Raw genomic sequence first — 24,897 nt, 5'->3', positions numbered from 1 at the left:
AATGCGATGAACCTCTCTCTGCGCCTGGACAACCTGCGCGACGCCTACCGCAACGGCAATATCACACCGCGCAAACTGCTGCTTGCCCTGCGGGAAAAAGCCGCTGCGCTCAACCCGGACTATCACCTGTTCATCCACCTGCTGTCGCCCGAGGAGATGGAGCCCTACCTGACAGCACTGGAAAGCCGCGCCCCGGACAGCCTGCCGCTGTATGGCGTGCCGTTCGCCATCAAGGACAACATCGACCTGGCCGGCATTCCCACCACCGCCGCCTGCCCGGCGTTTGCCTACGTGCCGAAACGTTCGGCGACGGTGGTCGAGCAGTTGCTGGCGCTGGGCGCTGTTCCCCTGGGCAAGACCAACCTTGATCAATTCGCCACCGGGCTCAACGGCACCCGCACCCCCTACGGTGCCTGTCGCAACAGCGTGCTGGCGGATTATCCGTCGGGGGGCTCAAGTGCCGGCTCGCCGCTGGCGGTGGCCCTGGGTCTGACAAGTTTTGCCTTGGGCACCGACACCGCAGGCTCCGGTCGGGTGCCTGCGGCGTTGAACAATCTGGTCGGACTGAAAGCCACCAAAGGTTTGATTTCCACCGCAGGCGTGGTGCCGGCCTGCCGAACGCTGGATTGCGTGACCACGTTCACCGCGACGGCGAGGGAAGCCAGCCAGTTATTGGCACTGACTGCGCACCTCGACCCGCGCGACGAATACAGCCGCCGCAACCCGCAATGGAACGACGGCTCGGCGTTCGGCGCGCCACGACGCTTTCGCTTCGGCGTGCCCCGTTGGCAAGACCTCGAATTTTTCGGCTGTGACGAAGGCCCACGGTTGTTCCGCGAAGCCATCGAGCGCCTCGAACGCCTGGGCGGCGAAGCCGTCGAACTGGACATGTCGCCCTTCCTCGAAGCCGCACGCTTGCTCTACGAGGGGCCCTGGGTCGCCGAACGCTACAGCATCGCCGGGGAATTGATCGAGCGCGAACCCGACGCGGTGTTGCCGGTGATCCGCGCCGTCTTGGCGAAAGCGCCTACGGTGACGGGCGTCGAAACCTTCCGCGCCCAGTACCGTCTGCAAGCGCTCAAGGCCCGATGCGACCGTGCGATGGAAGCCCTCGATTGCGTGCTCACCCCGACCATCGGGCGCCCGGTGACGCTCGCCGAACTCGCTGCCGAACCGCTGCTGCGCAACGCGGAGCTGGGTTATTACACCAATTTCATGAACCTGCTGGACTACGCCGCCGTCGCCGTGCCCAGCGCTTTCATGGCCAACGGTCTGCCTTGGGGCGTCACGCTGTTCGGCCGGGCTTTCACCGATCAATACCTGCTGGGCGTGGCTGACGCCTTGCAACGCCAGCAACTGCCTGACCTGCCAACACCCGCCCATCCGGCGCGCCATGATCGGGCTCGATTAGTGGTGTGCGGCGCGCATCTGGATGGGTTGGCACTGAACGGGCAACTCAAGCAACGCGGCGCCCGCCTGATCGAGGCGACCCACAGCTCGCCGGATTACCGCCTCTACGCCCTGGCCGGCGGCCCGCCCCTGCGCCCCGGCATGCTTCGCGTCGGTGAGGGCGGCGTGGCGATTGAGGTGGAGATCTGGGAATTGCCGAGCAGTGAGGTGGGCTCGTTCCTGACCGGTATTCCCGCGCCGCTTGGGCTAGGCAAGGTGCAACTGGCCGACGGGCGTTGGGAAAGCGGTTTCATTTGCGAGCCGTATGGCCTGGACGGCGCAGAGGACATCAGTCATTTGGGCGGATGGCGGGCTTACCTGCGAAGCCTGGCATCGCGATAAAACCACGGCGAGGGGGCCCGCTCCCTCGCCATGGTTTTACAAACTGCAAATCCAAGCGCCTTTTCCCGCAAGGCCACTAAACTGATTCCATCGGGTCACTCCTGGGGAATCGCCATGTCGCTTCGCTCGCCGTTGTATTCCCAGCGCTCACCATTGCTGCTGTTGACCATTTTGCTCGGGGCCGGCTTCCTGGTGACTTCGTTGCTGGGCTATTACGCCGCCAACACCTCGCTGCGGGAAAATGCCCTCAAGGCGTTTTACCTCAATCTGCTGATCGGCCTGCTGGTGACAGCGGCAGCGCTCGTGGTGCTTTATCGGTTGATTGCCAGCTACCAGCGCCGGATCGACGCCCAAGCCATTCTCGACGGCCTGACCGAACTGCCGAATCGCCGGGGTTTCGACCTGCTGGCGGTGCAAGCCCTGCACGAAGCCCAGCGCGAGCCCAAGCCCTTGAGCGCCTTGTTGCTGGAGGTGGACAACTTCAAGCAACTGGACACCACCCATGGCCACATCGCCAGCGATCAATTGTTGACCGGCCTCGCCCGTGACCTGACCGATAACCTGCGACATTCGGACATTATCTGCCGCTGGAGCACCGATGCCTTCGCCCTGCTGCTCAAGGACACCGACGGCCAGAACGGTCGGAAGATCGCCGAGAAAATTCGCCAGCACATCGAACAGCAGCGCTATTTTTGCAGCGGCAAACAATTGCGGGTCACCATCAGCATCGGCGTCACCACGCTGCAGAATGAAGACACCTTGCACAGCCTGCTGTCCCGGGCCGATCATGCGCTGCTGCGCGCCCGACAGACCGGGAGCAATCGAACCTGCGTGGAAATGCCCCACTCCAGTTATGAATAAACCTGACCTCTGCCCGGCCTGCGGTGCTGCCAATGACTGCACGCTGGCCAACCCGAAAACCGCCGATCGCGCCTGCTGGTGCTACGGCGTGAGCATCGACCCGGCTGTGCTCCAGGCATTGCCGGCCGAGCTGCGCGACAAATCCTGCCTGTGCCCACGGTGCGCCCGAGTGGATGAGCAACTGCGCGCCAAGCCCCGACCGATCGCGTAAGATGCCCGCCCTCTATCTCCTGGCCCGTACTGTCCATGCGCGTTGACCGCTTCCTCAGCAATCTGCCGCGTTTCAACCGCCAACAGGTCCGCCTCTTGTTGGTGGAACGTCGGGTACGGATCGATGGCCAGACCGTCATCGATCCACAGGCACACGTGCGTGAGTTCAGCCGCGTCGAGGTGGATGACGAAGTGCTGCAAGCAGGGCGACCGGCGCGGTATTTCATGCTGCACAAGCCGCCCGGCTGCGTCAGCGCCACACGCGATCCGCAGCACCGTACCGTGCTCGACTTGCTCGACGAACCGGACAAGGATGACCTGCACATCGCCGGTCGCCTGGATTTCAACACCACCGGGCTGATGCTGATCACCAACGACGGCAGCTGGTCACGACGCCTGACCCAGCCGCAAACCAAGCTGCCGAAGGTCTATTACGTCGAGACCGAGCAAACCATCACCGCCGAGTACGCCGTCACCTTCGCCCAAGGCTTGTACTTCGCGTTCGAGGACCTCACCACCCAACCGGCGGAACTGACGCTGCTAGGACCGACGTCCGCACGGTTGAGCATCGTTGAAGGCCGCTACCATCAGGTCAAGCGCATGTTCGGCCACTTCAACAATAAAGTGCTGCGTCTGCATCGCGAACGGATGGGCCCGCTGGTGCTGGACGCCCATCTGGAGCCCGGCGGATATCGCGCCTTGGGCCCGGAAGAAATCTGCCTGGTCTGAAGGAATGACCGCTGGGCAGAAGTGTCGAACAATTTCCAAAGAGCACTTGCGCAACGGCCGGTCCCCTGCTTGAATCAAACCGTCGGCCGAAATGTGACCGATGAGTCACACCATACCTCTAAGAAACTTTTTGCCGGCTGGAACCCTCAGGTTCCGCCTCATGCGTCGGCAAACTGCCCGCCATAACAATACCCGTCGACCGGCTGTCATGGATCGACATGGGCTTATCTTCCAGGCGAATGCCTACCTGTCACATTGCCCGTGCAATCTCATTGCGCGCATACCCGCTTGCCAGGAGTCTTATGACATGAGGCCAGAAATCGCTGTGCTGGATATACAGGGTCAGTATCGGGTTTACACGGAGTTCTATCGCGCAGACGCCGCGCAAAAGACCATTATCCTGGTCAACGGCTCGATGGCCACCACCGCGTCGTTTGCTCAGACTGCGAAAAACCTCTACCCGCAATTCAACGTTGTGTTGTACGACCAGCCCTACGCGGGCAAGTCCAAGGCCCACAACCGCCACGAGAAAATGCTGACGAAGGAAATCGAAGGGCAGATTCTCCTGGAGTTGATCGACCACTTCGCCGCCGAGCATGTACTGTCGTTTTCCTGGGGCGGCGCCGCCACGCTGAGCGCCCTGGCGCAGCGGCCACGGCGCATCGAAAAAGCCGTGATCAGCTCGTTCTCACCGGTGCTCAACGCGCCGATGCGCGACTACCTCGAACGCGGCGTGGACTACCTGAGCAGCCTGGACGGCGACCGTGTCGGGCACCTGGTCAACAGCACCATCGGCAAGCACCTGCCGCCGCTGTTCAAACGCTTCAACTATCGCCACGTCAGCAGCCTGGCCGAGCATGAATACGGGCAGATGCATTTCCACATCAGCGACGTGCTCCACAGCGACCAGCAGTGCTACGTCAACGCGGCGAAAAAGGTCAACGTACCGGTGCTGTTCCTGAACGGTGAATTGGACGAGTACACCTCGGCCACCGACGCCCGGCTCTTTGCCGACCACGTCCAGCACAGCACCTTCACTACGCTGCAAGCCACCGGGCACTTCCTGGACATGGAACACAAAGCCGCCTGCCGCGACAGCCGCGACGCGTTGCTGGGCTTCCTCAAGCCGACCCGCCACGAAAGCCGACCGCGCTACAGCTATGTGCAGGACTACCACGCACTGGCTATCTGAAGAAAGTCATCGCGGGCGAGCCTCCGACAATGAGGCCTGTCCGCGAAGACCGCTCTGCTTTGAGGCTTGCGCAGACGGACACCCACACCGTCCGGAAAGAAAAACTTCAAATCCAAGGCGACATCTGGTACAAAGTCAGCCGCTCTGAGCGGGTGTCGTATAATGGCATTACTCCAGCTTCCCAAGCTGATAACGAGGGTTCGATTCCCTTCACCCGCTCCAATCGAATTGTGGTCCTGCGTCGTGGTGGTTTTGACGGGGGATTGAAAAAACCGGCTCTTGGTGGCCGGTTTTTTTTTGGTCCGCGATTTGTGGAATCCCAGCAAATATAGAAGGAAGCAAGGATGCACCTGATCGACTCATACCTGGCTGCGTACCAATTTCGGGAGATGCATGCCTTGGACGTTCCGACAGATCCACCCAGCGCAATGGCGGCAATCCTGGCCCATCGCCCCGAAGACGTCCGATTGTTTCGGTACGCAATCAAGCTTCGCGAGTTGCCGATGCGCCTGTTGGGCCAATCCCAATCCCAATCCCACCGCACCGGTCAATCCGCGTCATTCGGCCTGGATAACTTCACGCTGCTCCAGCGCAATGGCGACGCAGAAATTGCCTACGGGCTCGCCGGTAAGCTTTGGAAAGCCGATTACGGCCAAGTCTTCATCGCTGATGCCGAAGCGTTCGAGGCCTTCAACGAACCGGGCAATGTGAAGCTGGCGATAAACTTCACCTGCAACTCCCTACAACCGGGTCTGACAAGAGTCACTACCCAGACACGGGTACAGTGCATCGACGCTGATGCATTGCGAAGTTTTACTGCCTATTGGTATCTGATTCGTCCGGTCAGTGGCCTCATCCGTCGGCGCATGCTGAAGGCGATTGCGAGACGTTGCGCGGCAGGAGCTTTGAAGAGTACGTCAGGGGACCACACCGACGATTTGATTTAGCGAGAATCAAACATGCTTCAACGCAAAAGCGACGACTGCAAACATGGTCAGGGCAAACGCAGCACCGATGCTGAACGGCAGCAACGTAACCCGGATTCTAGTCGGGGCCGGGCGCCTCATTTCTTCGGCTAACGCTTCCACCTCTTGATGCAATTGCTCGATGCTCGCTTGATAATTACGAGGTGTGGACACGTCTGTTTCTCCTCCGGGGCTGCGGCTCGTGCTGAGTCTTTGAACTATGCCGGACAATGTGAGTGTAGTACTACCCTGGTTCAAGTACCGTAGCGCGGGTATTGGCACATCGTGGCGTACCAGCACTTAAATTCCAATCCCAAGTCCCGCAACGGCGACAATGGCGGTCACTACCGCTGCCCCAACTGCGTACGGGTACCATAAGGCTTCATGCTAGAGCTTTGTTTCCTCCGCCGTAAGCTTACGAGTCTCAGCCAACAATTTTCGGGTTTCGACCAGCAGTTTATCAAGTTCCAAATTATCGCGGTCGTTCTGGAGCATCCATCCTCCTTTTTAGAAATTAAGCCACCGCCCTAAGCGTCTCTTTCTGCGAAGCCGGGAAAACTGCCCCGCGTCAATCGCTCATGCCAGCCATTCATTTCGTCTGAGGAACACTATTTCCTATCTGCTCGGTTACGGATAGCGGGTGATTTCCGCGTGGTTTGTAGGCAAAACCAGCAAGTTGCGTACGACAGACAACGGCCTCAGTCCCCAGCCAAATGCCCCAACGGCAACGGCCCCGGCGCCTTCACCGTGTTAATCGCAAAATTGCTGCGAATATCACTCACTCCCGGCAGCTTCAGCAGCTTGCCTGTGACGAACCGGTCATAGGCCCGCAGGTCGGGCACCACCACCTGCAGCAGGAAGTCGGACTCGCCCGACACCAGGAACGCCGAGATCACCTCTGGCAACGCAGTCACTGCCTGACGAAACGCTTCGGCTCGTTCGTCGGTATGCCGTTCGACCTTGATGCCAACAAAGATCGTCATTCCGAGGCCTACTTCATCGCGGTCCAGGACAGCTTGATAGCCGCGAATCACGCCCGCTTCCTCGAGCATTCGCACGCGGCGCAGGCATGGTGACGGCGACAAGCCAATTTCTTCGGCCAATTGCACGTTGCTCAGCCGGCCGTCCCGTTGCAGTGCCGCCAGGATTTTGCGGTCGTAGGCATCAAGTTTCATGATTTGGCATTTTCCATTCATATGACTGAACCACTTGGCAGGTTATGCCAATTTCCAAAGCTTTAGAAGCTGACTACGCAACCACCTGCCCAGCCCTTCGGCCATAGACTGGCACTTTTCCAATCCACTGAATGCGGGGGGCATGCAATGACAGAACTCTGGTTGTTTTTCATGGCATTGACGGTGGCGTACCTGTTGCCTGGGCCGGACATGATCCTGGTGCTGCAAACCGGCGCCCGTCAGGGCAAGGGCGCGGCGCTGGCGACAGCGGTGGGATTGGGCGTTGCCCGGGCATGCCATGTCGCGTTGGCAGCGATGGGGCTTTCGGTGTTGTTCAAGACAGCACCCTGGACCTTTGATGTGGTGCGCCTGGCCGGGGCGGCCTATCTGGCCTGGATCGGGCTTCAATGCTTGCGGACGACGTTGTTGCCCAGCTTCGAAGGAGGCTCCGCTGCGATCGAAAAGCGGCAATGGCATCAGGCGGTCCAGCGCGGTCTGCTGACGAACCTGCTCAACCCCAAGGCCTTGCTGTTTTGCTCGGTGTTGCTGCCACAGTTCATCCATCCACAGGACGGGCCGGTGCTGGAGCAGTTCGCGATCCTGGGCATGGTGCTGGTCGGCGTCGGCCTGCTGTTCGACAGCGCCTATGCATTAGTGGGTGTCGCACTCGGGCACTGGCTCCAACGCTCGCCTTCGGCCCAGCGCGTGCAGCAGTGGTTGTTTGGTAGCCTGCTGATTGGTTTTGCGGTGCGGCTGACGTTTGTGCAGCAGTCGTAGGTCCTGTGGATGAAGGAGTCCTATTGGGGAAACGGGCTCAAAACCGGGGCTGCTTCGCAGCCCAGCGGGAGCAAGCTCCCTCGCCACGTCGATATCAGCCCCCATCTCACATCCCGAAATGAAGCCAACCCCGCCCTCTCCCGCCCTGGCCCAACACCGCTTCTAGACTTCAAGCGAAGCGCCCACCAGTCCCAACCGTCGCTCACGGTGGTTATGGTGTTGATCATTCCTTCGCAGTAGGTATAGTAACCACCAATGACACCAGGGAGGTGTTGTGAATAGCCGATTCTTGATAAGCCAAATTGTTGCGGATGGTTGGTTTCTGGTGCGTATCCGAGGCAGTCACCATCACTTCAAGCACCCGACCAAACCGGGGCTGGTCACGGTTCCTCATCCCAAGAAGGACCTGCTCAAGAAAACGGCCATCAGTATCTTGCAACAGGCCCTTCTCCAGACGGCCAGTTGCCCCGCTTTTCCGGAGGACGATTGATGCTTTACCCGATTGCGATTTCCATGGGCGATGACAAGCATGCCTGGGGTGTTGAAGTGCCGGACATTCCCGGTTGTTTTTCCGCGGGTGATGACCTGGATGAGGCCATGGCGATGGCGCGTGAGGCTATCGAGGGCCATTTTGAGATTCTGGCTGAAGACGGCTCACCGATCCCATCGGCCAATACCGTTACCCTGCACGCAGCCAATCCGCAATATGCCGGGTGCACCTGGGCGCTAGTGGATGTTGATGTGACCAAGTACCTGGGCAAGGCGCAGAAACTCAACATCACGTTGCCCGGCTACCTGCTCAACCGGATCGATGAATATGTGTTGCATCATCCTGAAGAGAAGAGCCGCTCCGGCTTTCTGGCTTCGGCAGCGCTGAAGGTGCTGCAGCAAGGCCGCTGAGCAACCGCAGACAAAACACAAACCTGTGGGGGCGAGCTTGCTCGCGATAGCGGCTAATCAGTCGACAGCGAGGCTGCTGATCTGACGCCATCGCGAGCAAGCTCGCTCCCACAGGTTTGGTCCTTATTTGCTCTCCGACTTGGACTCCTGCATCTGCACCGAGGACTTGGTGCCGTCAGTATTGTTCTTGGTCTCGTTATCCGAGTTGTCGAAGCAGCCGTGCAGGGCGAACAGGCAGCAGGCGAGGCAAAACGTGCGGGCAACATTCATGATGGACTCCGATGCTGAGGGCTTTAAGGAGTGACCTGCGAGCGTGGCAATGGTTGCGACTGTCATCGTGCCGGACGATGAACGTCGACGAACGTTTACGGTTGAAATGTAAGTAGAATTTTCACCGACTCGTTGCTGTCACACCAGACAGGTGCATCCAATAAGGAAACACGGCAATGACGTTCGCAAAAATCGCGCAAAAACTGTCCCTTTGGGCGGGGAGTCCGAAAACCTTTCTAGGCGCCATCGTGTTGTTATCAATCTGGGCCGCCAGCGGACCTTTCTTCGGCTTCAACGACACCTGGCAGCTGATCATCAACACCTCGACCACCATCATCACTTTCCTGATGGTGTTCCTGATCCAGAACACCCAGAACCGCGATACGGACATTTTGCATTTGAAAGTGGATGAATTGCTGCGGGCGTCCAAGGACGCGCAGAACGCAATGCTCGGTCTCGAGTCGCTGGACCTCAAGCAACTTGAAGCGCTGCGCAAGCAATATCAGGACATGGGAAAAGACGAAGCCAAGAGCCTTGACGGTGTGGAGCAGAAGAAAAAGATCGACTTGAACAAGTGCTGATCGGATGCGCGAGTGGTCCATGCCACTCGCGCTTTTTTTCGAGCATCAGGGCAACGGGTTGCCACCCGTCACGCCAAACACTTCCCCAGTGATATAACTCGACTCCTGCGATGCAAGCAGCACATAAAGCGGCGCGCATTCCGCTGGCTGCCCCGGACGTTTCATCGGAACCTGGGAGCCGAACGTAGGAATCTTCTCCCTAGGTTGTCCTCCGCTGGGTTGCAGCACGGTCCAGATCGGCCCCGGCGCAACCGCATTGACACGGATGCCCTTGCTGATGACCTGCCCGGCCAACGCCTTGGTAAACGCCACGATCGCTGCCTTGGTGGTGGCGTAGTCCAGCAACGTCGCGGACGGATCGTAGGATTGGATCGAGGCGGTATTGATGATGGTCGCACCGGCCGGCATCAGCGGCACCGCAGTCTTGCAGATCCAGAACATCGCATAGATGTTGGTTTTCATGGTGTCGTCGAACTGCGCGGTGGTGATGTCGGCGATGTCTTTTTGCGCCTCCTGCTTACCGGCGACATTGACCAGGATATCCAGGCCGTCGAGTTGCTGTTGCGCCATCTTGACCATTTGCGCACAGAACGCTTCGTCCTTGAGGTCGCCTGGAATGGCGATGGCCTTGCGGCCCTCAGCCTTGATCAGTTCGATGACTTGCTGGGCGTCGCGCTCTTCGCTGGGCAGGTAATTGATCGCGACATCGGCGCCTTCCCGGGCGTAGGCGATGGCGGCGGCGCGACCGATCCCGGAGTCACCGCCGGTGATCAGTGCCTTGCGCCCTTCCAGGCGGCCAAAGCCTTGATAACTTTTTTCACCATGATCGGGTTGCGGCAGCATGTCCTGGTCGATGCCTGGCGGGGACTGCGGCTGGTCCGGAAATTCCGGACGCGGGTATTGGGTCAGCGGATCCTGCATCGCGTACTGGTTGGGTTCTCGGCGTGTAGACATCGAGGTTCTCCTTTCTTGCGGGCAAAACGAGCCGGGACGTTGGCGCCCCGGTCCTGAACGTGAAACAGGTGCGGTGGATCAGCGGCTGGCCTGCAACGCCCTGGCCATCTCGAGATGGGTTTGCAGCTTGGGCAGCGTTTCGTCAGCGAACGCCTTGATCTCCGGCACGTCGGTGGTCTGGGCCTGCTGCTGGATCTGCTCGATGGCTTCTTCAGTGGCCTTGACCTGGCTGGCGGCATAAGCCGCCTCGAACGACTCACCCTCGGCCACTTGCGGCATGAGGGTCTTGGCCTTGTCCGCCACCTCTTCCCGTGGCGCGACAGGCAAGTCGAGCTTCTTGGCGATTTTCGCCAAATGTTGGTTGGCGGTGGTGCGGTCGTTGATCACCATGATGGTGTAGTCCTTGACCTCCCGCGTCTCCGCTTTCGAATGCGCCTCACGACTGGCCTCGATGTCAGCCATGCCCTTGGCGGATGCATCGTTGATGAATTCGACAGGTGACTGGGCCCAGGCACTGTTGGCACCCAGGCCCATCAGCACGACAACACTGGTGGTGCGTAAAAAGGTGGCCATCCGGCTCATGGTCGCGCCCTCCTCTGAAAGAAAATCGCGACGGAATGTCCGTCGCAGAAATCAGAACCACCGCTGGATATTCAGCGAGACGTGCGACCCGGCTTGCGGCCAATCTCGGCTTTCAGCGGGCTTTTATCGACGCTCGCGATGGTGGTTCTCCCACTTTTGCGACCTGCTTCGGACACCTTCGTTCGATCGTGAGCAATGTTTCCCGGATAAATGTTGCTTGATCCGCGCATGGCCCGGCCCTCCGTATTGCAAGAAATGACGGGCACGCATGCCCCGTATTTCATTGGAAATGGCTCAAGACTCAAGGTTTGGAAAACACGCGAGTGCCACGACGAACGGTGGCGCAGAATCAGATGCCAAAGGCTCGGTGGTTGTGACGCTTGGCTGCGTACATCGCCTCGTCGGCGTGGCGGAACAGGGTAATGTCTTCGGTGCCATGGTCGGGGAAGCACGCCACGCCGATGCTCGGTTCGATACTCAGGCAGTGGCCATCCAGCCGCAGCGGCTCAGCCAAGGCACGGCGGATTTTTCCTTGCACCCTTTCGGCGTCCGTGACGTTCTGGATGCTGTGCAGCAGCACGACGAACTCATCACCGCCAATGCGCGCCACCGTGTCGGTTTCACGTATGCAGCCCCTGAGCCGACTTGCCACCGCTTGCAACAGCATGTCGCCAACGCCGTGGCCATAGGTGTCGTTGACCTGTTTGAAACGATCCAGGTCGATATACAGCAAGGCCATCCGCCCCGACGCGGCACGGGCCGTGGCCAGCGCAGCCTTGAACCGCTCGCGCAGCAGCTCGCGATTGGGCACCTGGGTCAATGGGTCGTACTGCGCCATGTGTTGCAACCGGGTGTGCAATTGCTGGCGCTCGATGGCGAGGGTGATCTGCGCGCAGACGTATTGCAGCAGCTCCTTGTCTTGCTCAGTGTAGCGTTCGCTGTCCGAGGCACTCTTGACGATCAAGGCACCGATCGTACCGTTCTGCGAATTCAGCGGCACGCCCAGCCAACAAGGCGATTGCGGCGTCGACACAAGGTCATGGAACTCCGCGGGCAAGGCACTGCAACCGGGGGTGAGCAGGATCGGCTGACCACTGCGGATGACTTCGGCGCACAAGCGTCCGATCATCGTGCCGGGCAATTCGGGTTGTCGCTCCCGGTCGTCGACGTGGTACGCAAAGTCGATCTGCTCGCATTGCTCGTCATACAGCGCCACCGAAAAATTCAGCGCCGGCAGCCACTCGCCAATGATCAGGTGGATGCGCTTGAACAAGGCCAGCAGGTCGGCGGCAGCATGGGCTGCCTCGGAGATCGCATACAACGCCGCCTGACGGGACTCCGCCTGCTTGCGCTCGGTGATGTCACGCGCCACCGCGATGCGCAGTTGGTCAGCCTCCGACCAGCGGGCCGACCACAGGATATGCACCACGCCACCGTCCTTGCGCAGGTAGCGGTTCTCGAAGTTGAGCTTAGGCTCGCCCTCCATGATTTCCCGCGCAGCGTCGAGGGTTCGCTGGCGGTCGGCGGGATGCACCAGGTCGATCATTCGCCGGCCGATCAGCTCCTGTGGCGTGTAGCCCAGAATGCGCTCGCACGCCGCACTGACGAACACGAAACAGCCTTGGGCGTCGACGGCACATACGGCGTCCAGCAGCAAATCGAGGTAACTGGCCAGCGGCGCGGGATTTCGAGTATCCATGACGCGGTAAGCCATCCGGGTGATACAGCCATGGGAGAACCGGGCATCCGTCAATCCGCGCCGCCCTGCAGACGTGCGCAACCACCTATACCCACATTACCGATGAGGATAGCGCAGGCAATCGGACCGCCCTTGGAAAATTGACATCATTTTGCCAACACACGATGGACAGGACCGAAGCGAAATCCATATTCAATGGGTTGACCAAGCGCACAGGGTAGCAAACGCAGCAGATTCACGGGGCGAACCCCTACTCCCACGCCGCAAATGGATTCCCCGTCCATTTCCCTAGGCAAGGTCCTACGTAGAACTCTCCGATCACACTCAAACACACCGGAAACAGCCGATTCAAAGCCCTGCCCAGCAGTCTGTAAAGTCTCGACATACACACAAAGTGAAACACCCACGGACAGCAACGCATAACCAAGGAATGTACTCGAACCATGAACCAGACTGCGCTACCACCCCATCGCTTCAGCAACTATCGCAAGGTGATTTCCCTGGCGGACCAGGATTGGCAGAACGCCGACACTGGAAAAGCCACAGGACTGAATGTGGAGGTCAAGAGCCCCAATGTGCTGGTGGACCAATACGGTCGCACCCTGCATCATTTCTGTACGACCTCCTACCTGGGCCTGGATTACCACCCCGCCTTGCTGGACGGTGCCATGACGACGCTATGGGAAGCCAGAACCCTGCGCGTTGCCAACTCGAAAAATCGCTGCAAGCTGGAAATCCTCGACCAATTCGAAAGCCAGCTGTCGGAGTTGTTCGGCGCCAGTTGCCTCAGCGCATTGTCTTGCAGCGCAGCAAGCTCGGGGATACTGCCATTGCTGGCCAGCGGTGCCTTTACCGGCAATCGACCGCCGGTCATGGTGTTCGACAAGCAGGCCCACTACTCGATGAACCATATCAAGGCCGCCTGTGCGGATGAAGCCCAGGTCATCACCTGCCCGCACAACGACATGGACTTCCTCGAAGACGTCTGCAAACGCCATGCTAACGTGACCTACGTGGCGGACAGCGCCTACAGCATGGGCGGCATGGCGGACCTGGATAGCCTGATGTACCTCAAGCAGCGTCATGGCCTGTTCCTTTATCTGGACGACTCCCATGCGCTGTCCGCGGTGGGACCCTGCGGCATAGGCCTGGTGCGATCGCGAACTCCGGCGGTGGACGAACGCACCCTGATTGTCGCCTCGCTGGCCAAATCATTCGGCGCCAGCGGTGGACTGGCCATGTTTGGCAGTGAACGGCACAGGACCCTGGTGCAACGTTACGGCGGCCCAAGCAATTGGTCGCAAAGCCTGAATTCAGCCGCTATCGGCGCAGGCATGGCCTCGATCCGCGTGCACCGCAGTCCCGAATTCAGTTCGTTGCAGGAGCGTTTGCAAGCTAATATCCGCCTGTTCGACAGCCTCATCCGCACCGAACAGTACGCCAGTCCCATGGCGATTCGCCTGGTGCACTGCGGCGAGGCGGCCCTGGCCACGCGTCTCGCGGTTGAACTCGCCGAACTGGGGTATTTCACCTCAGCGGTCTTTTTCCCCGTGGTTCCACAAGACAAAGCCGCGATCCGGATCACCCTGCGTGCCGACATGGCGCCGGAGGTGATTCGTTCGTTCTGCGAGCAGGTCATTGACCTGCTGTTGGCCCACGGGCGCGACACTCGCCCTTGAATCGAGCCCTTGATGAACAACCGCACAACCCTGATCGTCACCTGCGCCACCGTTTTTCTCGCACAACTGGGCATGAGCATCTACCTGCCGGCCGTGCCTGACATTGCCCTGGACCTCAAGGCCAACGCGGCCCAGGTGTCGTGGGGATTGTCGGTCTACCTGATCGGCATGGCGCTGCCCATGCTGTTATGGGGCAGCCTGAGCCAGCGGCTCGGGCGCAAACCCGTCTTGCTCGCGGCATTGGTCCTGTACGGCCTGGGCAACCTGGCCTTGCCGTTGGGCACGTCACTGGAAGCGTTCTTGACGTTCAGGTTGATCCAGGGCATCGGTGCCAGCGGTATTTCGGTGATGGCGCGGGTGTTGATCCGCGACACGTTCAGCGGCGACCTGCTGGCCAAGGCGCTGTCGTGGATATCGATCGCCTTCGTGGTTGCCCTCGGCATCGGCCAGTACCTCGGTTCGTTGATCCAGGTCGCGTTCGGGTGGGAGGCGATTTTCCTGGGCTTGGGTGCGGTCAGCCTGGCGATGGCAGCGGCGGTGTCCAGGGCCCGGTTTCCGATATTGACCGAAGTAAGCAGCGGGCAATCGGCGTGGCACGTGTACGGCCAAATCGCCAGGCATCGCGGTTTTCTGCTACCTGCACTGGCAGGTGGGCTGGGGTATGGCGTGATCATCGCCTTCAACACCGGCGCGCCGCTGATCCTGCAGGAAAGTTTCCATTGGTCCGCCATCGAATACGGCCTGTTGGGCTGGCCGATCAGCGCGGCGTACCTGCTCGGCGCGTTGGCGGTGAATGCATTCGTGCTACGCACCGGCCAGCGTCGACTGATGGGCTGGGGCATCGCGCTCGTGCTGGGCGGCAGCGTAACCATGCTGGCGGGGAGCATTGCATTGGGCAGTGTTGCCCTGCTGTTCTGGCTCCCGTACTGCTTCGCGGTATTCGGCCAGTCGTTGAACTACCCCATCAGCCTGTCATTGGCGAACGAGGGCTCGCCGGTCGCCGGCGCATACGCCATGGCACTGAGCGGTTTCCTGCACCAGTTGATGGCCTCCGCGATCGGCGCCTTGGCCAGCCTGTTGTTGAGTCAACAGGCCTGGCCACTGGCGCTGTTGTGCACGCTGTTGGCGATGGCGGCGATGCTGTGCGTCAGGTTCATGCCGCCTCGGGTCAGTTAGAACGCGCCGCGGAAAATCTCCTCGATCTGGCGCTGGTCCGCCGCTCGCGGGTTGGTCAGGCCGCAGGCATCCTTCAAGGCGTTGGCGGCCAGTACTGGCACGTCATTGAGGCGCACGCCCAATTCACGCAAGCCAGCCGGAATATCCACATCCGCGGCCAGGCTGCGAATCGCCGCGATGGCGGATTGCGCACCTTCTTCAGGGCTGAACCCACGAATGTCGGCCCCCATGGCATGGGCAACGTCCGTCAGCCGGACGGCACAGACCGTGGCGTTGAAGCTCTGCACATGGGGCAGCAACACGGCGTTGCACACGCCATGGGGCAAGTCATAGAAGCCGCCCAACTGATGCGCCATCGCATGCACGAAACCCAGCGAAGCATTGTTGAATGCCATCCCCGCGAGAAATTGCGCATAAGCCATGTTTTCCCGTGCCGCCAAGTCATTGCCGTCCCGCACGGCCAGGCGCAGGTTGTTGCTGATCAAGGTAATCGCCTTGAGGGCGCAGGCGTCGGTGATGGGCGTGGCGGCGGTGGAGACGTAAGCCTCGATTGCATGGGTCAGCGCATCCATGCCGGTCGCGGCGGTCAATCCTTTTGGCATCGCCACCATGAGGGCCGGGTCGTTGACCGACATCAGCGGCGTGACGTTGCGGTCGACGATGGCCATTTTCACGTGACGCGCCTCGTCCGTGATGATGCAGAAACGGGTCATTTCACTGGCGGTACCTGCCGTGGTGTTGATCGCGATCAGCGGCAGTTGCGGCTTGCTGGAGCGATCGACGCCTTCGTAGTCGCGGATCTGCCCGCCATTGGTCGCGCACAACGCGATGCCCTTGGCACAATCATGGGGGGAGCCGCCACCCAGCGACACGATGAAATCGCAGCGGCTTTCCTTCAGCAAGCCGAGCCCGAGCTCGACGTTGGCGATGCTCGGGTTGGGCTTGGCACCGTCGTAGATCACCGCGTCGACATCCTGTAAGGCCAGCAGTTCGGCCACCTTGGAGGCGACGCCGGCCTTCGCCAACCCCGCATCGGTGACGATCAGCGCCTTGCGAAAGCCGTAGTTGCGGATGGCGGTCATCGCCTCGTCGAGGCAACCCAGGCCCATGATGTTCACGGCGGGAATGAAAAAAGTGCTGCTCATGGGGACACGCTCCTGAAAGAGGCCGGATCGGCAGGGGCATACAGGATTGACCGACTGGTCACAACGTATCTTGATCTGGCTCAAGACTGGGTCGTGATAAAGTCACGCCCTGCCTTTGCCACGTTTTGAGATGACTTTCGCAATGACCGATTTCCAGGAATACGACGCCCGGCTCGAAGATTGGGAGACCTTGCGCGCCGACACGGCCTTCGGTGGCCTGTTGGCAGGCAACGGCGCCAGCCGCGCCGTGTGGGACGATTTCGGCTATGACTCGTTGTTCGAAAACGCCCGTACCGTCGAGGAAAAGCCCCTGAGCGCCTCGGAGCTGAGCGTGTTCGATGCCCTGCAGACGCGCAGTTTCGAACACGTGCTCGGTGCGCTGAAAACCACCAGCCGGGTCAACAAGGCCTTGGCGGTGAGCTCCGCCGCGCCGCGCAATCGCTATTACGCGATCAAGGAAGCGCTGATCAACGCCGTGCACGCCATGCACATCCCCTGGCGGCTGGTGCAAGCGTCGACCCTGCAATGCCTGAACCAGGAACTGGGCCGCTACCGCACGGTGTTCACGACCAACTACGATTTGCTGAGCTACTGGGCGATCCAGCACGCTCCCGACACCGTCACCGACCTGTTCCTGGGGGCCGATCACAGCTTCGACCTGAGCCAGGCCAACACGGACAAACCACGCCTGCTGTACCTGCACGGTGGCTTGCACCTGGTGCGCAACCAGGACGGCACGGCGCGCAAGCTCACCTCCACCGAGGGCACCTTGCTGGGCAGTTTCGCCATCAACAACACCCTCAAGACCCTCGACGACATCCCACTGTTCGTCAACGAAGGTTCGAGCCAGGACAAACTCAAGACCCTGCGCAGCAGTGACTACCTGTCGTTCTGCTACGACCAACTCCTGCACCACGGCGACAACCTGTGCCTGTTCGGCCACGCCCTGGGCGAGCAGGACAGCCACATCGTCCATGCCCTGCGCCAGGCCGCGCCAAGGACCCTGGCCATCTCGATCTACCCGCGCAGCCAGGCCTTTATCCAGCACCAGAAACGGCATTACGCCAAGCTATTCCAAGGCCTGGACATCGAATTGCGCTTCTTCGATGCCAAGAGTCATCCGCTCGGTGATCCGAAGCTGGCGGTGCCGGTGGAGGTCTAGTCTCCTGGTGACGCCTACAGGGTAATCGCCGTGCCCAGCAACGTCAGGAACCCCGCCAACCAGTTCGGGTGCGCCGGCCAGGCCGGTGCCGTGGCCAGGTTGCCCTGGACATGGCCTTCGGTCACCGGGATGTCGATAAACGTCCCACCGGCCAAGCGCACCTCCGGGGCACACGCCGGATAGGCGCTGCACTCGCGGCCCTCCAGGATGCCCGCCGCCGCGAGCAATTGCGCACCGTGGCACACCGCGGCGATCGGCTTGCCGGCCAAATCGAAATCACGCACCAGTTGCAGGACCTCTTCATTCAAGCGCAGGTATTCCGGAGCGCGACCGCCCGGCACCAGCAGCGCATCGTAGTCGGCGGACTGGACCTTGGCGAAGTCATGGTTGAGGGCAAACAAGTGCCCCGGCTTCTCGCTGTAGGTCTGGTCGCCCTCGAAATCATGGATCGCGGTGCGGACGGTCTGCCCAGCCGTTTTATCCGGGCACACGGCATGCACCGTGTGGCCGATCATCTGCAACGCCTGGAACGGCACCATGACTTCGTAATCTTCGACGTAATCGCCGACCAGCATGAGGATTTTCTTCGCGGCCATGGAATGGGCTCCTTTGGAATGCGTGGGGGTGGACGCATTAAAGGTAGACCGGTACATCGGTAGGTGAGGGATAAGCGCTGATTACCTGACGGGCTGTACCTCTGCCCCTCGTGGGAGCGAGCTTGCTCGCGATTCAGGCGATGCGGTGTTTCAGGCACACCGCGTTATCGTTTCATCGCGAGCAAGCTCGCTCCCACGAGAGGTCAGTGCTGTGCGGCGAGGTAGCCATCCGCTCGCAGCAGCGTTTCGAGGCAGTGCTCGGTGATGTGATAGAACGCCTTGAGTTCTTCGATCCTGGCGAGCAGTTCGGCGGGATGCGCCGGTTCGGCACGCTTGACCGCGAGAATCATCTTGTTCTTGTTGGTGTGGTCCAGGGAAATGAACTCGAACACCTTGGTCTCGTAGCCGCAGGCTTCGAGGAACAACGCCCGCAAGCTGTCAGTGACCATTTCCGCCTGCTGGCCCAGGTGCAGGCCATATTGCAGCATCGGCTTGAGCAGCGCTGGGCTCTGGATCTGCAGGCGGATCTGTTTGTGGCAGCACGGCGAGCACATGATGATCGAGGCGCCCGAGCGAATGCCCATGTGGATCGCGTAGTCGGTGGCAATGTCGCAGGCGTGCAAGGCGATCATCACATCCACCGCGCTTGGCGCCACGCTGCGCACGTCACCGTGTTGGAAACTCAGGCCCGGGTGCTCCAGCCGCGCGGCGGCTTCGTTGCACAGCTTGACCATGTCTTCACGCAACTCGACACCGGTCACCACGCCTTCGGCCTGCAAGGTGTTGCGCAGGTAATCGTGGATGGCGAAGGTCAGGTAGCCCTTGCCCGAGCCGAAGTCCGAGACCCGCACCGGCTTGTCCAGGACCAGCGGCGAAGACGTCAGCGCATGGCTGAAGACCTCGATGAACTTGTTGATCTGCTTCCACTTGCGCGACATCGCCGGAATCAGTTCGTGCTTATGGTTAGTCACGCCCAGGTCAGCCAGGAATGGCCGGCTCAAGTCGAGGAAGCGGTTCTTCTCGCGGTTGTGCTCGGCCGATGGCACTTCTCGCAGTTGCTGGGGCTTGCTCTTGAACAGCGAGCTCTTGCCCTTCTTGCTGTACTCCAATTGCGCCTCATCGGTGATCGCCAGCAGATGCGCGTTCTTGAACGAAGCCGGCAACAGCGCGGCGATGGTTTCCACGCCGTCGGCCAGCGGGAAGTTCTTGGTGATATCGCGGGTCTTGTAGCGATAGACGAAGGACAGGCAAGGCTGATCCTTGACCGTAAGCTGCTTGATGATCAGCCGCTGCAGATCGGTTTCGTCACCGACGTACTTGGCCAGCACCAGCTTGATGAACGCGTTCTGCTCGAGGCTGGTTTGCAGCAGCTCGATGAACTGGGCGTGATGATCCGGCGCGGGACGGGCGGGAGTTACAGTGACGGACATGGAGAAGCAGCCTCGGGGCGGGCGGATCGGGAATGGCGGGTATTTTAGGGGGGATGGGAGGCCAGGGCACGGGGAATTTCCCCAACGGTGCGAAATGCGCAGCGCAATCTGGGTGGCAGCGCGCTTTTGTGGCGAGGGCGCTTGCTCCCGCTCGGCTCTGCAGGAGCTGGCGAAGGCTCGGGCCGCGTTCGGACGATCTTTGATCTTTCGCTTAAGACTCAAATGTCTGTGGAAAGATCGCAGCCTCGTTGCACTCGGCAGCTCCTACGCGCGGTCCAGCGGGAGCACGCGCCCTCGCCACGATGACCGGGCAAACATCAGCTTAAAACCACCAACCGATTCGGCAATTCATTACGCGCATGGGTCACCGGTACGTGCTCCTTGAGCAATTCGCCGCAGGCCTCGATGCATGTCACAAAACCCTGCAACGTCTGCCCTTGGCGAACCTGCTGGGTGAACGCCGCGACAATCGCATCCCAATGTGTATTGTCGAGTTGCTTGGAAATACCCTCGTCCACCAGGATCTCCACATAGCGCTCGGCCTCGCAGACGAAGATCAACATGCCGGTGCTGCCCACGGTATGGTGCAGGTTCTGTTCGAGAAATTGCCGGCGCGCCAGGTTGGAAGCCCGCCAGTGGCGTACGGAGCGAGGGATCAGGTGCGTGGTGACGCGAGGAATGCGAAACACCAGGCACAACACGATGAAACTGGCCCATTGCACCCACAGCAGACTGTGCAGGGTCAGCCAGCCCGTCAGGTATTGCAGGGCGCCGGGAACCACCAGTGCCAGCAGGCTGGCCCAGAGCAACGGGATGTAGGCGTAGTCATCGGCGCGGGCGGCAAGCACCGTGACCAGTTCGGCGTCGGTATCGCGCTCGACCCGGGCGATGGCCTCGGCCACTTTGCGTTGTTCGTGTTCAGTCAGTAATGCCATGTTTAAAAAAGCCCGCCCATTATTGTTGTCACCAGCCGCCCGACGAACCGCCGCCCCCGAAACTGCCGCCACCACCGCTGAAGCCACCGCCTCCGCTGCCACCGAAGCCACCACCGCCGCTTCTGTAACTGCTACCACCGGAACCGCCGCCGCTGGGCAGGATACCGAGCACTTGGCAGACGAATATCGTCAGGATGAAAAGCATCGCCAGGAAGATGAACAGCCCCGGGTGGCGCTCGACGAAATCCCTCTCGTCCTGCTCACCCGCGTTGTACGCGGCTGCCGGTTCATCGAGGGAACTGCCGCCCAGGACCACGAGCATCGCCGCCACGCCATCACTGATGCCCTTGTTGAAATTGCCCGTCTTGAACGCCGGGGTGATCACCTGGTTGATGATCACCGAACTCTGGGCGTCAGTCAGACGATCCTCCAGGCCGTAGCCCACTTCGATGCGCAGTTTACGATCATCGCGGGCGACGATCAGCAGCGCGCCGTTGTTTTTGTCTTTCTGCCCGATGCCCCAGTGGCGGCCCAATTGATAGCCGAAGTCTTCGATGCTGGCGCCCTGGAGGTTGGCCAGCGTGACGACGACCACTTGTTCACCGGTGGCCTGTTCGTGGGCCTTGAGTTGCGCATCGAGTTGCGTGCGAACCGACGGGTCGAGCATCTGGGCGGAGTCCACCACCCGCCCGGTCAATGCCGGGAAGCTCAATTCGGCCTGGGCGGTGGCTGCCAAAGCCCACAGCAACAACGCGAACAGCTTCAAGCCTCGAGCAGCAAGCCTCAAGCCGAAAGCAGTACGCGTTACCTGAGCTTGAAACTTGCAGCTTGAAACTTGAGGCTGTTTCATCAGAACTTCACTTCAGGCGCTTTTTCGGCATTCGGGCTGGTGGCCTCGAAGGTCTCGCGGATCGGCAAGTCGCTGTACATCACGCTGTGCCACAGGCGACCGGGAAAGGTGCGGATTTCGGTGTTGTATTTCTGCACCGCCAGGATGAAGTCACGACGCGCCACGGCGATGCGGTTTTCGGTGCCTTCGAGTTGCGACTGCAAGGCCAGGAAGTTCTGGTTGGCCTTCAGGTCCGGGTAGCGCTCGGACACCACCATCAAGCGGCTCAATGCGCCGCTCAACTGGTCCTGGGCTTGCTGGAACTGCTTGAGTTTTTCCGGATTGTCCAGAGTGCTGGCATCGACCTGGATCGAAGTGGCCTTGGCCCGCGCTTCGATCACTGCTGTCAGGGTTTCCTGCTCATGCTGGGCGTAGCCCTTGACCGTCTCCACCAGGTTGGGAATCAGGTCGGCGCGGCGCTGGTACTGGTTCTGCACCTGGCCCCAGGCCGCCTTGGCCTGTTCGTCGAGCGTCGGGATGTTGTTGATGCCGCAACCGGCCAGCAGTGTGGTGAACAGCATCAGGGCCAGCAGTTGCAGCGCGCTGCGGTGGTTCAGTCGTGGATTCATCAGGTGTAGCTCTCCGTTGCATCGCATTAACAAAACACCGCCACCTATCTTGCCGGTGTCTGGGGCATAATCGCCGCCGCACTGGATCGAATCGGGTCTATGGGCTAAAAGATGCGCGGTGCGAAACTAAGTTCATCGCCACAGGTTCGAAAGTGTGCTGCATTTAATTGGATAACACCCGAACAACAATAGCCGCTCCTCACATTTAGGCTGACCGGCGTGTACTGATCACCGCCCTTTAGGCTTGCGAGAAAACTATTCATGAAGAAGCTGTGTTTGCTGGGCCTGCTTGTCACCCTGGCCAGTCAATCCGTATTAGCCGACAACCCGCCAGCCCCCATAGAGAACAAGGACGCTTTCATCAGTAACCTGATGAAACAGATGACCCTTCAGGAAAAGATCGGCCAACTGCGCCTGATCAGCATCGGCCCGGAAATGCCCCGGGAGATGATCCGCAAGGAAATCGCCGCCGGCAACATCGGCGGCACGTTCAACTCCATTACCCGCGATGAAAACCGTCCGATGCAGGACGCGGCCATGCGCAGCCGGCTGAAGATCCCGATGTTCTTCGCCTACGACGTGATCCATGGCCATCGCACGATTTTCCCGATTCCCCTGGCCCTGGCCTCGAGCTGGGACATGGACGCCATCTACCGCTCCGGCCGCATCGCAGCCAAGGAAGCGGCGGCCGACAGCCTCGACATTACCTTCGCACCGATGGTCGATATTTCCCGCGACCCACGCTGGGGCCGGACCTCCGAAGGCTTTGGCGAGGACACCTACCTGGTGTCGCGCATTGCCGGGGTGATGGTCAAGGCGTTCCAGGGCAGCGGCGCCAACGCGGCCGACAGCATCATGGCCAGCGTCAAGCACTTCGCCCTGTACGGCGCGGTGGAAGGCGGCCGGGACTACAACACCGTGGACATGAGCCCGGTGAAAATGTACCAGGACTACCTGCCGCCCTACCGCGCCGCCATCGACGCTGGCGCGGGCGGCGTGATGGTCGCGCTGAACTCCATCAACGGCGTACCGGCCACCGCCAACACCTGGCTGATGAACGATCTGTTGCGCAAGGAATGGGGTTTCAAGGGCCTGGCCGTCAGCGACCACGGCGCGATTTTCGAGTTGATCAAGCATGGCGTCGCCCGGGACGGTCGCGAGGCGGCCAAACTGGCGATCAAGGCCGGCATCGACATGAGCATGAACGACTCGCTCTATGGCAAGGAACTGCCGGGGCTGCTCAAGGCTGGCGAGATCGAGCAGAGCGACATCGACAATGCGGTGCGCGAAGTGCTGGCCGCCAAGTACGACATGGGCCTGTTCAAGGACCCGTACCTGCGTATCGGCAAGGCCGAGGATGATCCTGCCGACGTCTACGCCGACAGCCGCATGCACCGCGCCGATGCCCGCGACGTGGCGCGCCGCAGCCTGGTGCTGCTGGAAAACCGCAACCAGACCCTGCCCCTGAAGAAAACCGCGAAGATCGCCCTGGTCGGCCCGCTGGCCAAGGCGCCGATCGACATGATGGGCAGTTGGGCCGCCGCCGGGCGTCCGGCGCTGTCGGTCACCGTGTACGACGGCATGGCCCGCGCATTGGGCGGCGAGTCGAAGCTGATCTACGCCCGTGGCGCCAATATCACCGGCGACAAGAAAGTGCTCGACTACCTGAACTTCCTCAACTTCGACGCCCCTGAAGTCGTGGACGACCCGCGTCCGGCCCAGGTATTGATCGATGAAGCGGTAAAAGCCGCCAAGGAAGCGGACGTGGTCGTGGCCGCCGTGGGCGAGTCCCGTGGCATGTCCCATGAATCGTCGAGCCGCACAGAGCTGAACATCCCCGCCAGCCAGCGCGAGCTGATCAAGGCCCTGAAAGCCACCGGCAAGCCGTTGGTGCTGGTGCTGATGAATGGCCGTCCGCTGTCGCTGCTCGAAGAAAGACAACAGGCCGATGCGATCCTGGAAACCTGGTTCAGCGGCACCGAAGGCGGCAATGCCATCGCGGACGTACTGTTCGGTGACTACAACCCTTCGGGCAAGTTGCCAATCACCTTCCCACGCTCCGTCGGGCAGATTCCTACCTACTACAACCACCTGAGCATCGGTCGACCGTTCACGCCGGGCAAACCAGGCAACTACACCTCGCAGTACTTCGATGACACCACCGGCCCGCTCTACCCGTTCGGCTACGGCCTGAGCTACACGACGTTCAGCCTGTCGGACATGGCCTTGTCGTCCACCACGCTGAACAAGACCGGCAAGCTCGATGCCAGCATCACCCTGGAAAACACCGGCGACCGCGACGGCGAGACCGTGGTGCAGTTGTACATCCAGGACGTGACCGGCTCGATCATCCGGCCGGTGAAAGAGCTGAAGAACTTCCGCAAGGTGATGCTCAAGGCCGGCGAGAAGAAGGTCATCCACTTCGACATCACCGAAGACGACCTGAAGTTCTACAACGCCCAGCTCAAGTACGCCGCAGAGCCGGGCAAATTCAACGTGCAGATCGGCCTGGATTCCCAGGATGTGAAGCAACAGAGTTTCGAGTTGCTCTGACCCAGCAACATTGAAATACCCTGTGGGAGCGAGCTTGCTCGCGATGAGGCCTCATCAGTCACCGCATCATCGACTGT

General features: G+C 60.6%; 25 protein-coding genes, 1 tRNA gene and 2 pseudogenes. 15 read left to right on the top strand and 13 right to left on the bottom strand.

Annotated elements, in window-relative coordinates; translation table 11 throughout:
* The first annotated feature begins 6 nt into the window (after positions 1-6).
* The 7 genes and pseudogenes from atzF (at position 7) to M8Q45_RS04070 (ending at position 5,730) form a co-directional block, all read left to right on the top strand.
* Positions 7-1,791 (top strand): allophanate hydrolase, encoded by a 1,785-nt coding sequence (gene atzF / locus M8Q45_RS04100; protein WP_249873677.1) that lies wholly within the window; start codon positions 7-9, stop codon positions 1,789-1,791.
* A 249-nt stretch (positions 1,792-2,040) separates the two neighbouring features.
* A pseudogene (locus M8Q45_RS04095) lies at positions 2,041-2,652 on the top strand (GGDEF domain-containing protein); the annotation flags it as partial.
* Positions 2,645-2,863 carry a cysteine-rich CWC family protein gene (locus M8Q45_RS04090; RefSeq protein WP_249873676.1) on the top strand — a complete coding sequence of 73 codons (219 nt, stop codon included), beginning with the start codon at positions 2,645-2,647 and terminating at the stop codon, positions 2,861-2,863. The pseudogene M8Q45_RS04095 and the gene M8Q45_RS04090, both read left to right, overlap by 8 nt.
* A gap of 35 nt (positions 2,864-2,898) precedes the next feature.
* Complete coding sequence (locus M8Q45_RS04085) at positions 2,899-3,591, top strand: pseudouridine synthase (RefSeq protein WP_249873675.1); 693 nt, start codon at positions 2,899-2,901, stop codon at positions 3,589-3,591.
* A gap of 307 nt (positions 3,592-3,898) precedes the next feature.
* The gene (locus tag M8Q45_RS04080; protein ID WP_249873674.1) at positions 3,899-4,783 is read left to right on the top strand and encodes an alpha/beta fold hydrolase; all 885 of its coding nucleotides are present in this window, start codon (positions 3,899-3,901) and stop codon (positions 4,781-4,783) included.
* Positions 4,784-4,931: 148 nt separating this feature from the next.
* Positions 4,932-5,005, top strand: a tRNA-Gly gene (locus tag M8Q45_RS04075).
* 122 nt (positions 5,006-5,127) lie between these two features.
* Positions 5,128-5,730 carry a hypothetical protein gene (locus M8Q45_RS04070; protein WP_249873673.1) on the top strand — a complete coding sequence of 201 codons (603 nt, stop codon included), beginning with the start codon at positions 5,128-5,130 and terminating at the stop codon, positions 5,728-5,730.
* Positions 5,731-5,736: 6 nt separating this feature from the next.
* Here M8Q45_RS04070 and M8Q45_RS04065 read toward each other — a convergent pair whose 3' ends face one another.
* From M8Q45_RS04065 to M8Q45_RS04055, 3 genes and pseudogenes are all read right to left on the bottom strand, one after another.
* Complete coding sequence (locus M8Q45_RS04065) at positions 5,737-5,922, bottom strand: hypothetical protein (RefSeq protein ID WP_249873672.1); 186 nt, start codon at positions 5,920-5,922, stop codon at positions 5,737-5,739.
* Positions 5,923-6,048: 126 nt separating this feature from the next.
* Positions 6,049-6,243 (bottom strand): annotated as a pseudogene (locus M8Q45_RS04060) (hypothetical protein).
* 203 nt (positions 6,244-6,446) lie between these two features.
* Entirely contained in the window at positions 6,447-6,923 is a 477-nt protein-coding gene (locus tag M8Q45_RS04055) for an Lrp/AsnC family transcriptional regulator (RefSeq protein ID WP_249873671.1), read from the bottom strand.
* 147 nt (positions 6,924-7,070) lie between these two features.
* On the opposite strand from M8Q45_RS04055, the gene M8Q45_RS04050 reads away from it, so the two are divergent.
* The 3 genes from M8Q45_RS04050 (at position 7,071) to M8Q45_RS04040 (ending at position 8,600) form a co-directional block, all read left to right on the top strand.
* The gene (locus M8Q45_RS04050) at positions 7,071-7,700 is read left to right on the top strand and encodes a LysE family translocator (RefSeq protein ID WP_249873670.1); all 630 of its coding nucleotides are present in this window, start codon (positions 7,071-7,073) and stop codon (positions 7,698-7,700) included.
* Positions 7,701-7,974: 274 nt separating this feature from the next.
* Positions 7,975-8,190 (top strand): type II toxin-antitoxin system HicA family toxin, encoded by a 216-nt coding sequence (locus M8Q45_RS04045; protein WP_249873669.1) that lies wholly within the window; start codon positions 7,975-7,977, stop codon positions 8,188-8,190.
* The gene (locus tag M8Q45_RS04040) at positions 8,190-8,600 is read left to right on the top strand and encodes a type II toxin-antitoxin system HicB family antitoxin (protein WP_249873668.1); all 411 of its coding nucleotides are present in this window, start codon (positions 8,190-8,192) and stop codon (positions 8,598-8,600) included. Before M8Q45_RS04045 ends, M8Q45_RS04040 begins: the two co-directional genes overlap by 1 nt.
* Before the next feature lie 123 nt (positions 8,601-8,723).
* Here the strand turns inward: M8Q45_RS04040 and M8Q45_RS04035 are convergent, their stop codons facing one another.
* Positions 8,724-8,870: a hypothetical protein gene (locus tag M8Q45_RS04035; RefSeq protein WP_249873667.1), complete on the bottom strand. Its 147-nt coding sequence runs from the start codon at positions 8,868-8,870 to the stop codon at positions 8,724-8,726.
* Positions 8,871-9,046: 176 nt separating this feature from the next.
* Here M8Q45_RS04035 and M8Q45_RS04030 point away from each other — a divergent pair, with 176 nt between their 5' ends.
* Entirely contained in the window at positions 9,047-9,451 is a 405-nt protein-coding gene (locus M8Q45_RS04030) for a low affinity iron permease family protein (protein WP_249873666.1), read from the top strand.
* A gap of 45 nt (positions 9,452-9,496) precedes the next feature.
* Here the strand turns inward: M8Q45_RS04030 and M8Q45_RS04025 are convergent, their stop codons facing one another.
* The 3 genes from M8Q45_RS04025 to M8Q45_RS04010 all read right to left on the bottom strand — a co-directional run bounded on the left by M8Q45_RS04025 (position 9,497) and on the right by M8Q45_RS04010 (position 12,686).
* Positions 9,497-10,405 (bottom strand): SDR family oxidoreductase, encoded by a 909-nt coding sequence (locus tag M8Q45_RS04025; RefSeq protein WP_249873665.1) that lies wholly within the window; start codon positions 10,403-10,405, stop codon positions 9,497-9,499.
* A gap of 78 nt (positions 10,406-10,483) precedes the next feature.
* Entirely contained in the window at positions 10,484-10,987 is a 504-nt protein-coding gene (locus tag M8Q45_RS04020) for a DUF4142 domain-containing protein (RefSeq protein WP_249873664.1), read from the bottom strand.
* Between the two features lie 349 nt (positions 10,988-11,336).
* On the bottom strand, positions 11,337-12,686 hold the full coding sequence (locus M8Q45_RS04010) for a sensor domain-containing protein (RefSeq protein WP_249873662.1): 1,350 nt from the start codon (positions 12,684-12,686) through the stop codon (positions 11,337-11,339).
* A 443-nt stretch (positions 12,687-13,129) separates the two neighbouring features.
* Here M8Q45_RS04010 and M8Q45_RS04005 point away from each other — a divergent pair, with 443 nt between their 5' ends.
* Complete coding sequence (locus tag M8Q45_RS04005) at positions 13,130-14,365, top strand: aminotransferase class I/II-fold pyridoxal phosphate-dependent enzyme (protein ID WP_249873661.1); 1,236 nt, start codon at positions 13,130-13,132, stop codon at positions 14,363-14,365.
* Between the two features lie 12 nt (positions 14,366-14,377).
* Complete coding sequence (locus M8Q45_RS04000; RefSeq protein WP_249873660.1) at positions 14,378-15,541, top strand: MFS transporter; 1,164 nt, start codon at positions 14,378-14,380, stop codon at positions 15,539-15,541.
* On the opposite strand, the gene yiaY is transcribed toward M8Q45_RS04000, so the two are convergent.
* Positions 15,538-16,686, bottom strand: a complete 1,149-nt coding sequence (yiaY, locus tag M8Q45_RS03995; protein WP_249873659.1) for an L-threonine dehydrogenase — start codon at positions 16,684-16,686, stop codon at positions 15,538-15,540. The genes M8Q45_RS04000 and yiaY overlap by 4 nt on opposite strands.
* 142 nt (positions 16,687-16,828) lie before the next feature.
* On the opposite strand from yiaY, the gene M8Q45_RS03990 reads away from it, so the two are divergent.
* On the top strand, positions 16,829-17,848 hold the full coding sequence (locus tag M8Q45_RS03990) for a DUF4917 family protein (protein WP_249873658.1): 1,020 nt from the start codon (positions 16,829-16,831) through the stop codon (positions 17,846-17,848).
* A 14-nt stretch (positions 17,849-17,862) separates the two neighbouring features.
* On the opposite strand, the gene M8Q45_RS03985 is transcribed toward M8Q45_RS03990, so the two are convergent.
* The 5 genes from M8Q45_RS03985 to M8Q45_RS03960 form a co-directional block, all read right to left on the bottom strand.
* Positions 17,863-18,444: a DJ-1/PfpI family protein gene (locus tag M8Q45_RS03985; protein WP_249873657.1), complete on the bottom strand. Its 582-nt coding sequence runs from the start codon at positions 18,442-18,444 to the stop codon at positions 17,863-17,865.
* Between the two features lie 203 nt (positions 18,445-18,647).
* Positions 18,648-19,874 (bottom strand): class I SAM-dependent methyltransferase, encoded by a 1,227-nt coding sequence (locus M8Q45_RS03980; protein ID WP_249873656.1) that lies wholly within the window; start codon positions 19,872-19,874, stop codon positions 18,648-18,650.
* Positions 19,875-20,191: 317 nt separating this feature from the next.
* Positions 20,192-20,809 (bottom strand): TPM domain-containing protein, encoded by a 618-nt coding sequence (locus M8Q45_RS03975; RefSeq protein WP_249873655.1) that lies wholly within the window; start codon positions 20,807-20,809, stop codon positions 20,192-20,194.
* Between the two features lie 28 nt (positions 20,810-20,837).
* Positions 20,838-21,575 (bottom strand): TPM domain-containing protein, encoded by a 738-nt coding sequence (locus M8Q45_RS28365; protein ID WP_283939004.1) that lies wholly within the window; start codon positions 21,573-21,575, stop codon positions 20,838-20,840.
* An 83-nt stretch (positions 21,576-21,658) separates the two neighbouring features.
* Positions 21,659-22,267: a LemA family protein gene (locus M8Q45_RS03960; RefSeq protein WP_249873654.1), complete on the bottom strand. Its 609-nt coding sequence runs from the start codon at positions 22,265-22,267 to the stop codon at positions 21,659-21,661.
* A gap of 261 nt (positions 22,268-22,528) precedes the next feature.
* Here M8Q45_RS03960 and bglX point away from each other — a divergent pair, with 261 nt between their 5' ends.
* Positions 22,529-24,820, top strand: a complete 2,292-nt coding sequence (gene bglX / locus M8Q45_RS03955; protein ID WP_249873653.1) for a beta-glucosidase BglX — start codon at positions 22,529-22,531, stop codon at positions 24,818-24,820.
* The last annotated feature ends 77 nt before the right edge of the window (positions 24,821-24,897 follow it).

Origin of the sequence: Pseudomonas sp. T1.Ur (assembly GCF_023516725.1) — a bacterium.
GTDB lineage: Bacteria > Pseudomonadota > Gammaproteobacteria > Pseudomonadales > Pseudomonadaceae > Aquipseudomonas > Aquipseudomonas alvandae.
This window is presented reverse-complemented; position numbering and strand designations above follow the sequence as displayed.

Coding starts and splice junctions, on each gene's coding strand:
- M8Q45_RS04050 (WP_249873670.1), top strand. CDS start 7,071: ATGACAGAACTCTGGTTGTTTTTCATGGCATTGACGGTGGCGTACCTG.
- M8Q45_RS04090 (WP_249873676.1), top strand. CDS start 2,645: ATGAATAAACCTGACCTCTGCCCGGCCTGCGGTGCTGCCAATGACTGC.
- M8Q45_RS03980 (WP_249873656.1), bottom strand. CDS start 19,874: ATGTCCGTCACTGTAACTCCCGCCCGTCCCGCGCCGGATCATCACGCC.
- M8Q45_RS04030 (WP_249873666.1), top strand. CDS start 9,047: ATGACGTTCGCAAAAATCGCGCAAAAACTGTCCCTTTGGGCGGGGAGT.
- M8Q45_RS04070 (WP_249873673.1), top strand. CDS start 5,128: ATGCACCTGATCGACTCATACCTGGCTGCGTACCAATTTCGGGAGATG.
- yiaY (WP_249873659.1), bottom strand. CDS start 16,686: ATGAGCAGCACTTTTTTCATTCCCGCCGTGAACATCATGGGCCTGGGT.
- M8Q45_RS04000 (WP_249873660.1), top strand. CDS start 14,378: ATGAACAACCGCACAACCCTGATCGTCACCTGCGCCACCGTTTTTCTC.
- M8Q45_RS03975 (WP_249873655.1), bottom strand. CDS start 20,809: ATGGCATTACTGACTGAACACGAACAACGCAAAGTGGCCGAGGCCATC.
- bglX (WP_249873653.1), top strand. CDS start 22,529: ATGAAGAAGCTGTGTTTGCTGGGCCTGCTTGTCACCCTGGCCAGTCAA.
- M8Q45_RS04005 (WP_249873661.1), top strand. CDS start 13,130: ATGAACCAGACTGCGCTACCACCCCATCGCTTCAGCAACTATCGCAAG.
- atzF (WP_249873677.1), top strand. CDS start 7: ATGAACCTCTCTCTGCGCCTGGACAACCTGCGCGACGCCTACCGCAAC.
- M8Q45_RS04035 (WP_249873667.1), bottom strand. CDS start 8,870: ATGAATGTTGCCCGCACGTTTTGCCTCGCCTGCTGCCTGTTCGCCCTG.
- M8Q45_RS04080 (WP_249873674.1), top strand. CDS start 3,899: ATGAGGCCAGAAATCGCTGTGCTGGATATACAGGGTCAGTATCGGGTT.
- M8Q45_RS03990 (WP_249873658.1), top strand. CDS start 16,829: ATGACCGATTTCCAGGAATACGACGCCCGGCTCGAAGATTGGGAGACC.
- M8Q45_RS04020 (WP_249873664.1), bottom strand. CDS start 10,987: ATGAGCCGGATGGCCACCTTTTTACGCACCACCAGTGTTGTCGTGCTG.
- M8Q45_RS03960 (WP_249873654.1), bottom strand. CDS start 22,267: ATGAATCCACGACTGAACCACCGCAGCGCGCTGCAACTGCTGGCCCTG.
- M8Q45_RS04055 (WP_249873671.1), bottom strand. CDS start 6,923: ATGAAACTTGATGCCTACGACCGCAAAATCCTGGCGGCACTGCAACGG.
- M8Q45_RS04010 (WP_249873662.1), bottom strand. CDS start 12,686: ATGGATACTCGAAATCCCGCGCCGCTGGCCAGTTACCTCGATTTGCTG.
- M8Q45_RS03985 (WP_249873657.1), bottom strand. CDS start 18,444: ATGGCCGCGAAGAAAATCCTCATGCTGGTCGGCGATTACGTCGAAGAT.
- M8Q45_RS04025 (WP_249873665.1), bottom strand. CDS start 10,405: ATGTCTACACGCCGAGAACCCAACCAGTACGCGATGCAGGATCCGCTG.
- M8Q45_RS04040 (WP_249873668.1), top strand. CDS start 8,190: ATGCTTTACCCGATTGCGATTTCCATGGGCGATGACAAGCATGCCTGG.
- M8Q45_RS04085 (WP_249873675.1), top strand. CDS start 2,899: ATGCGCGTTGACCGCTTCCTCAGCAATCTGCCGCGTTTCAACCGCCAA.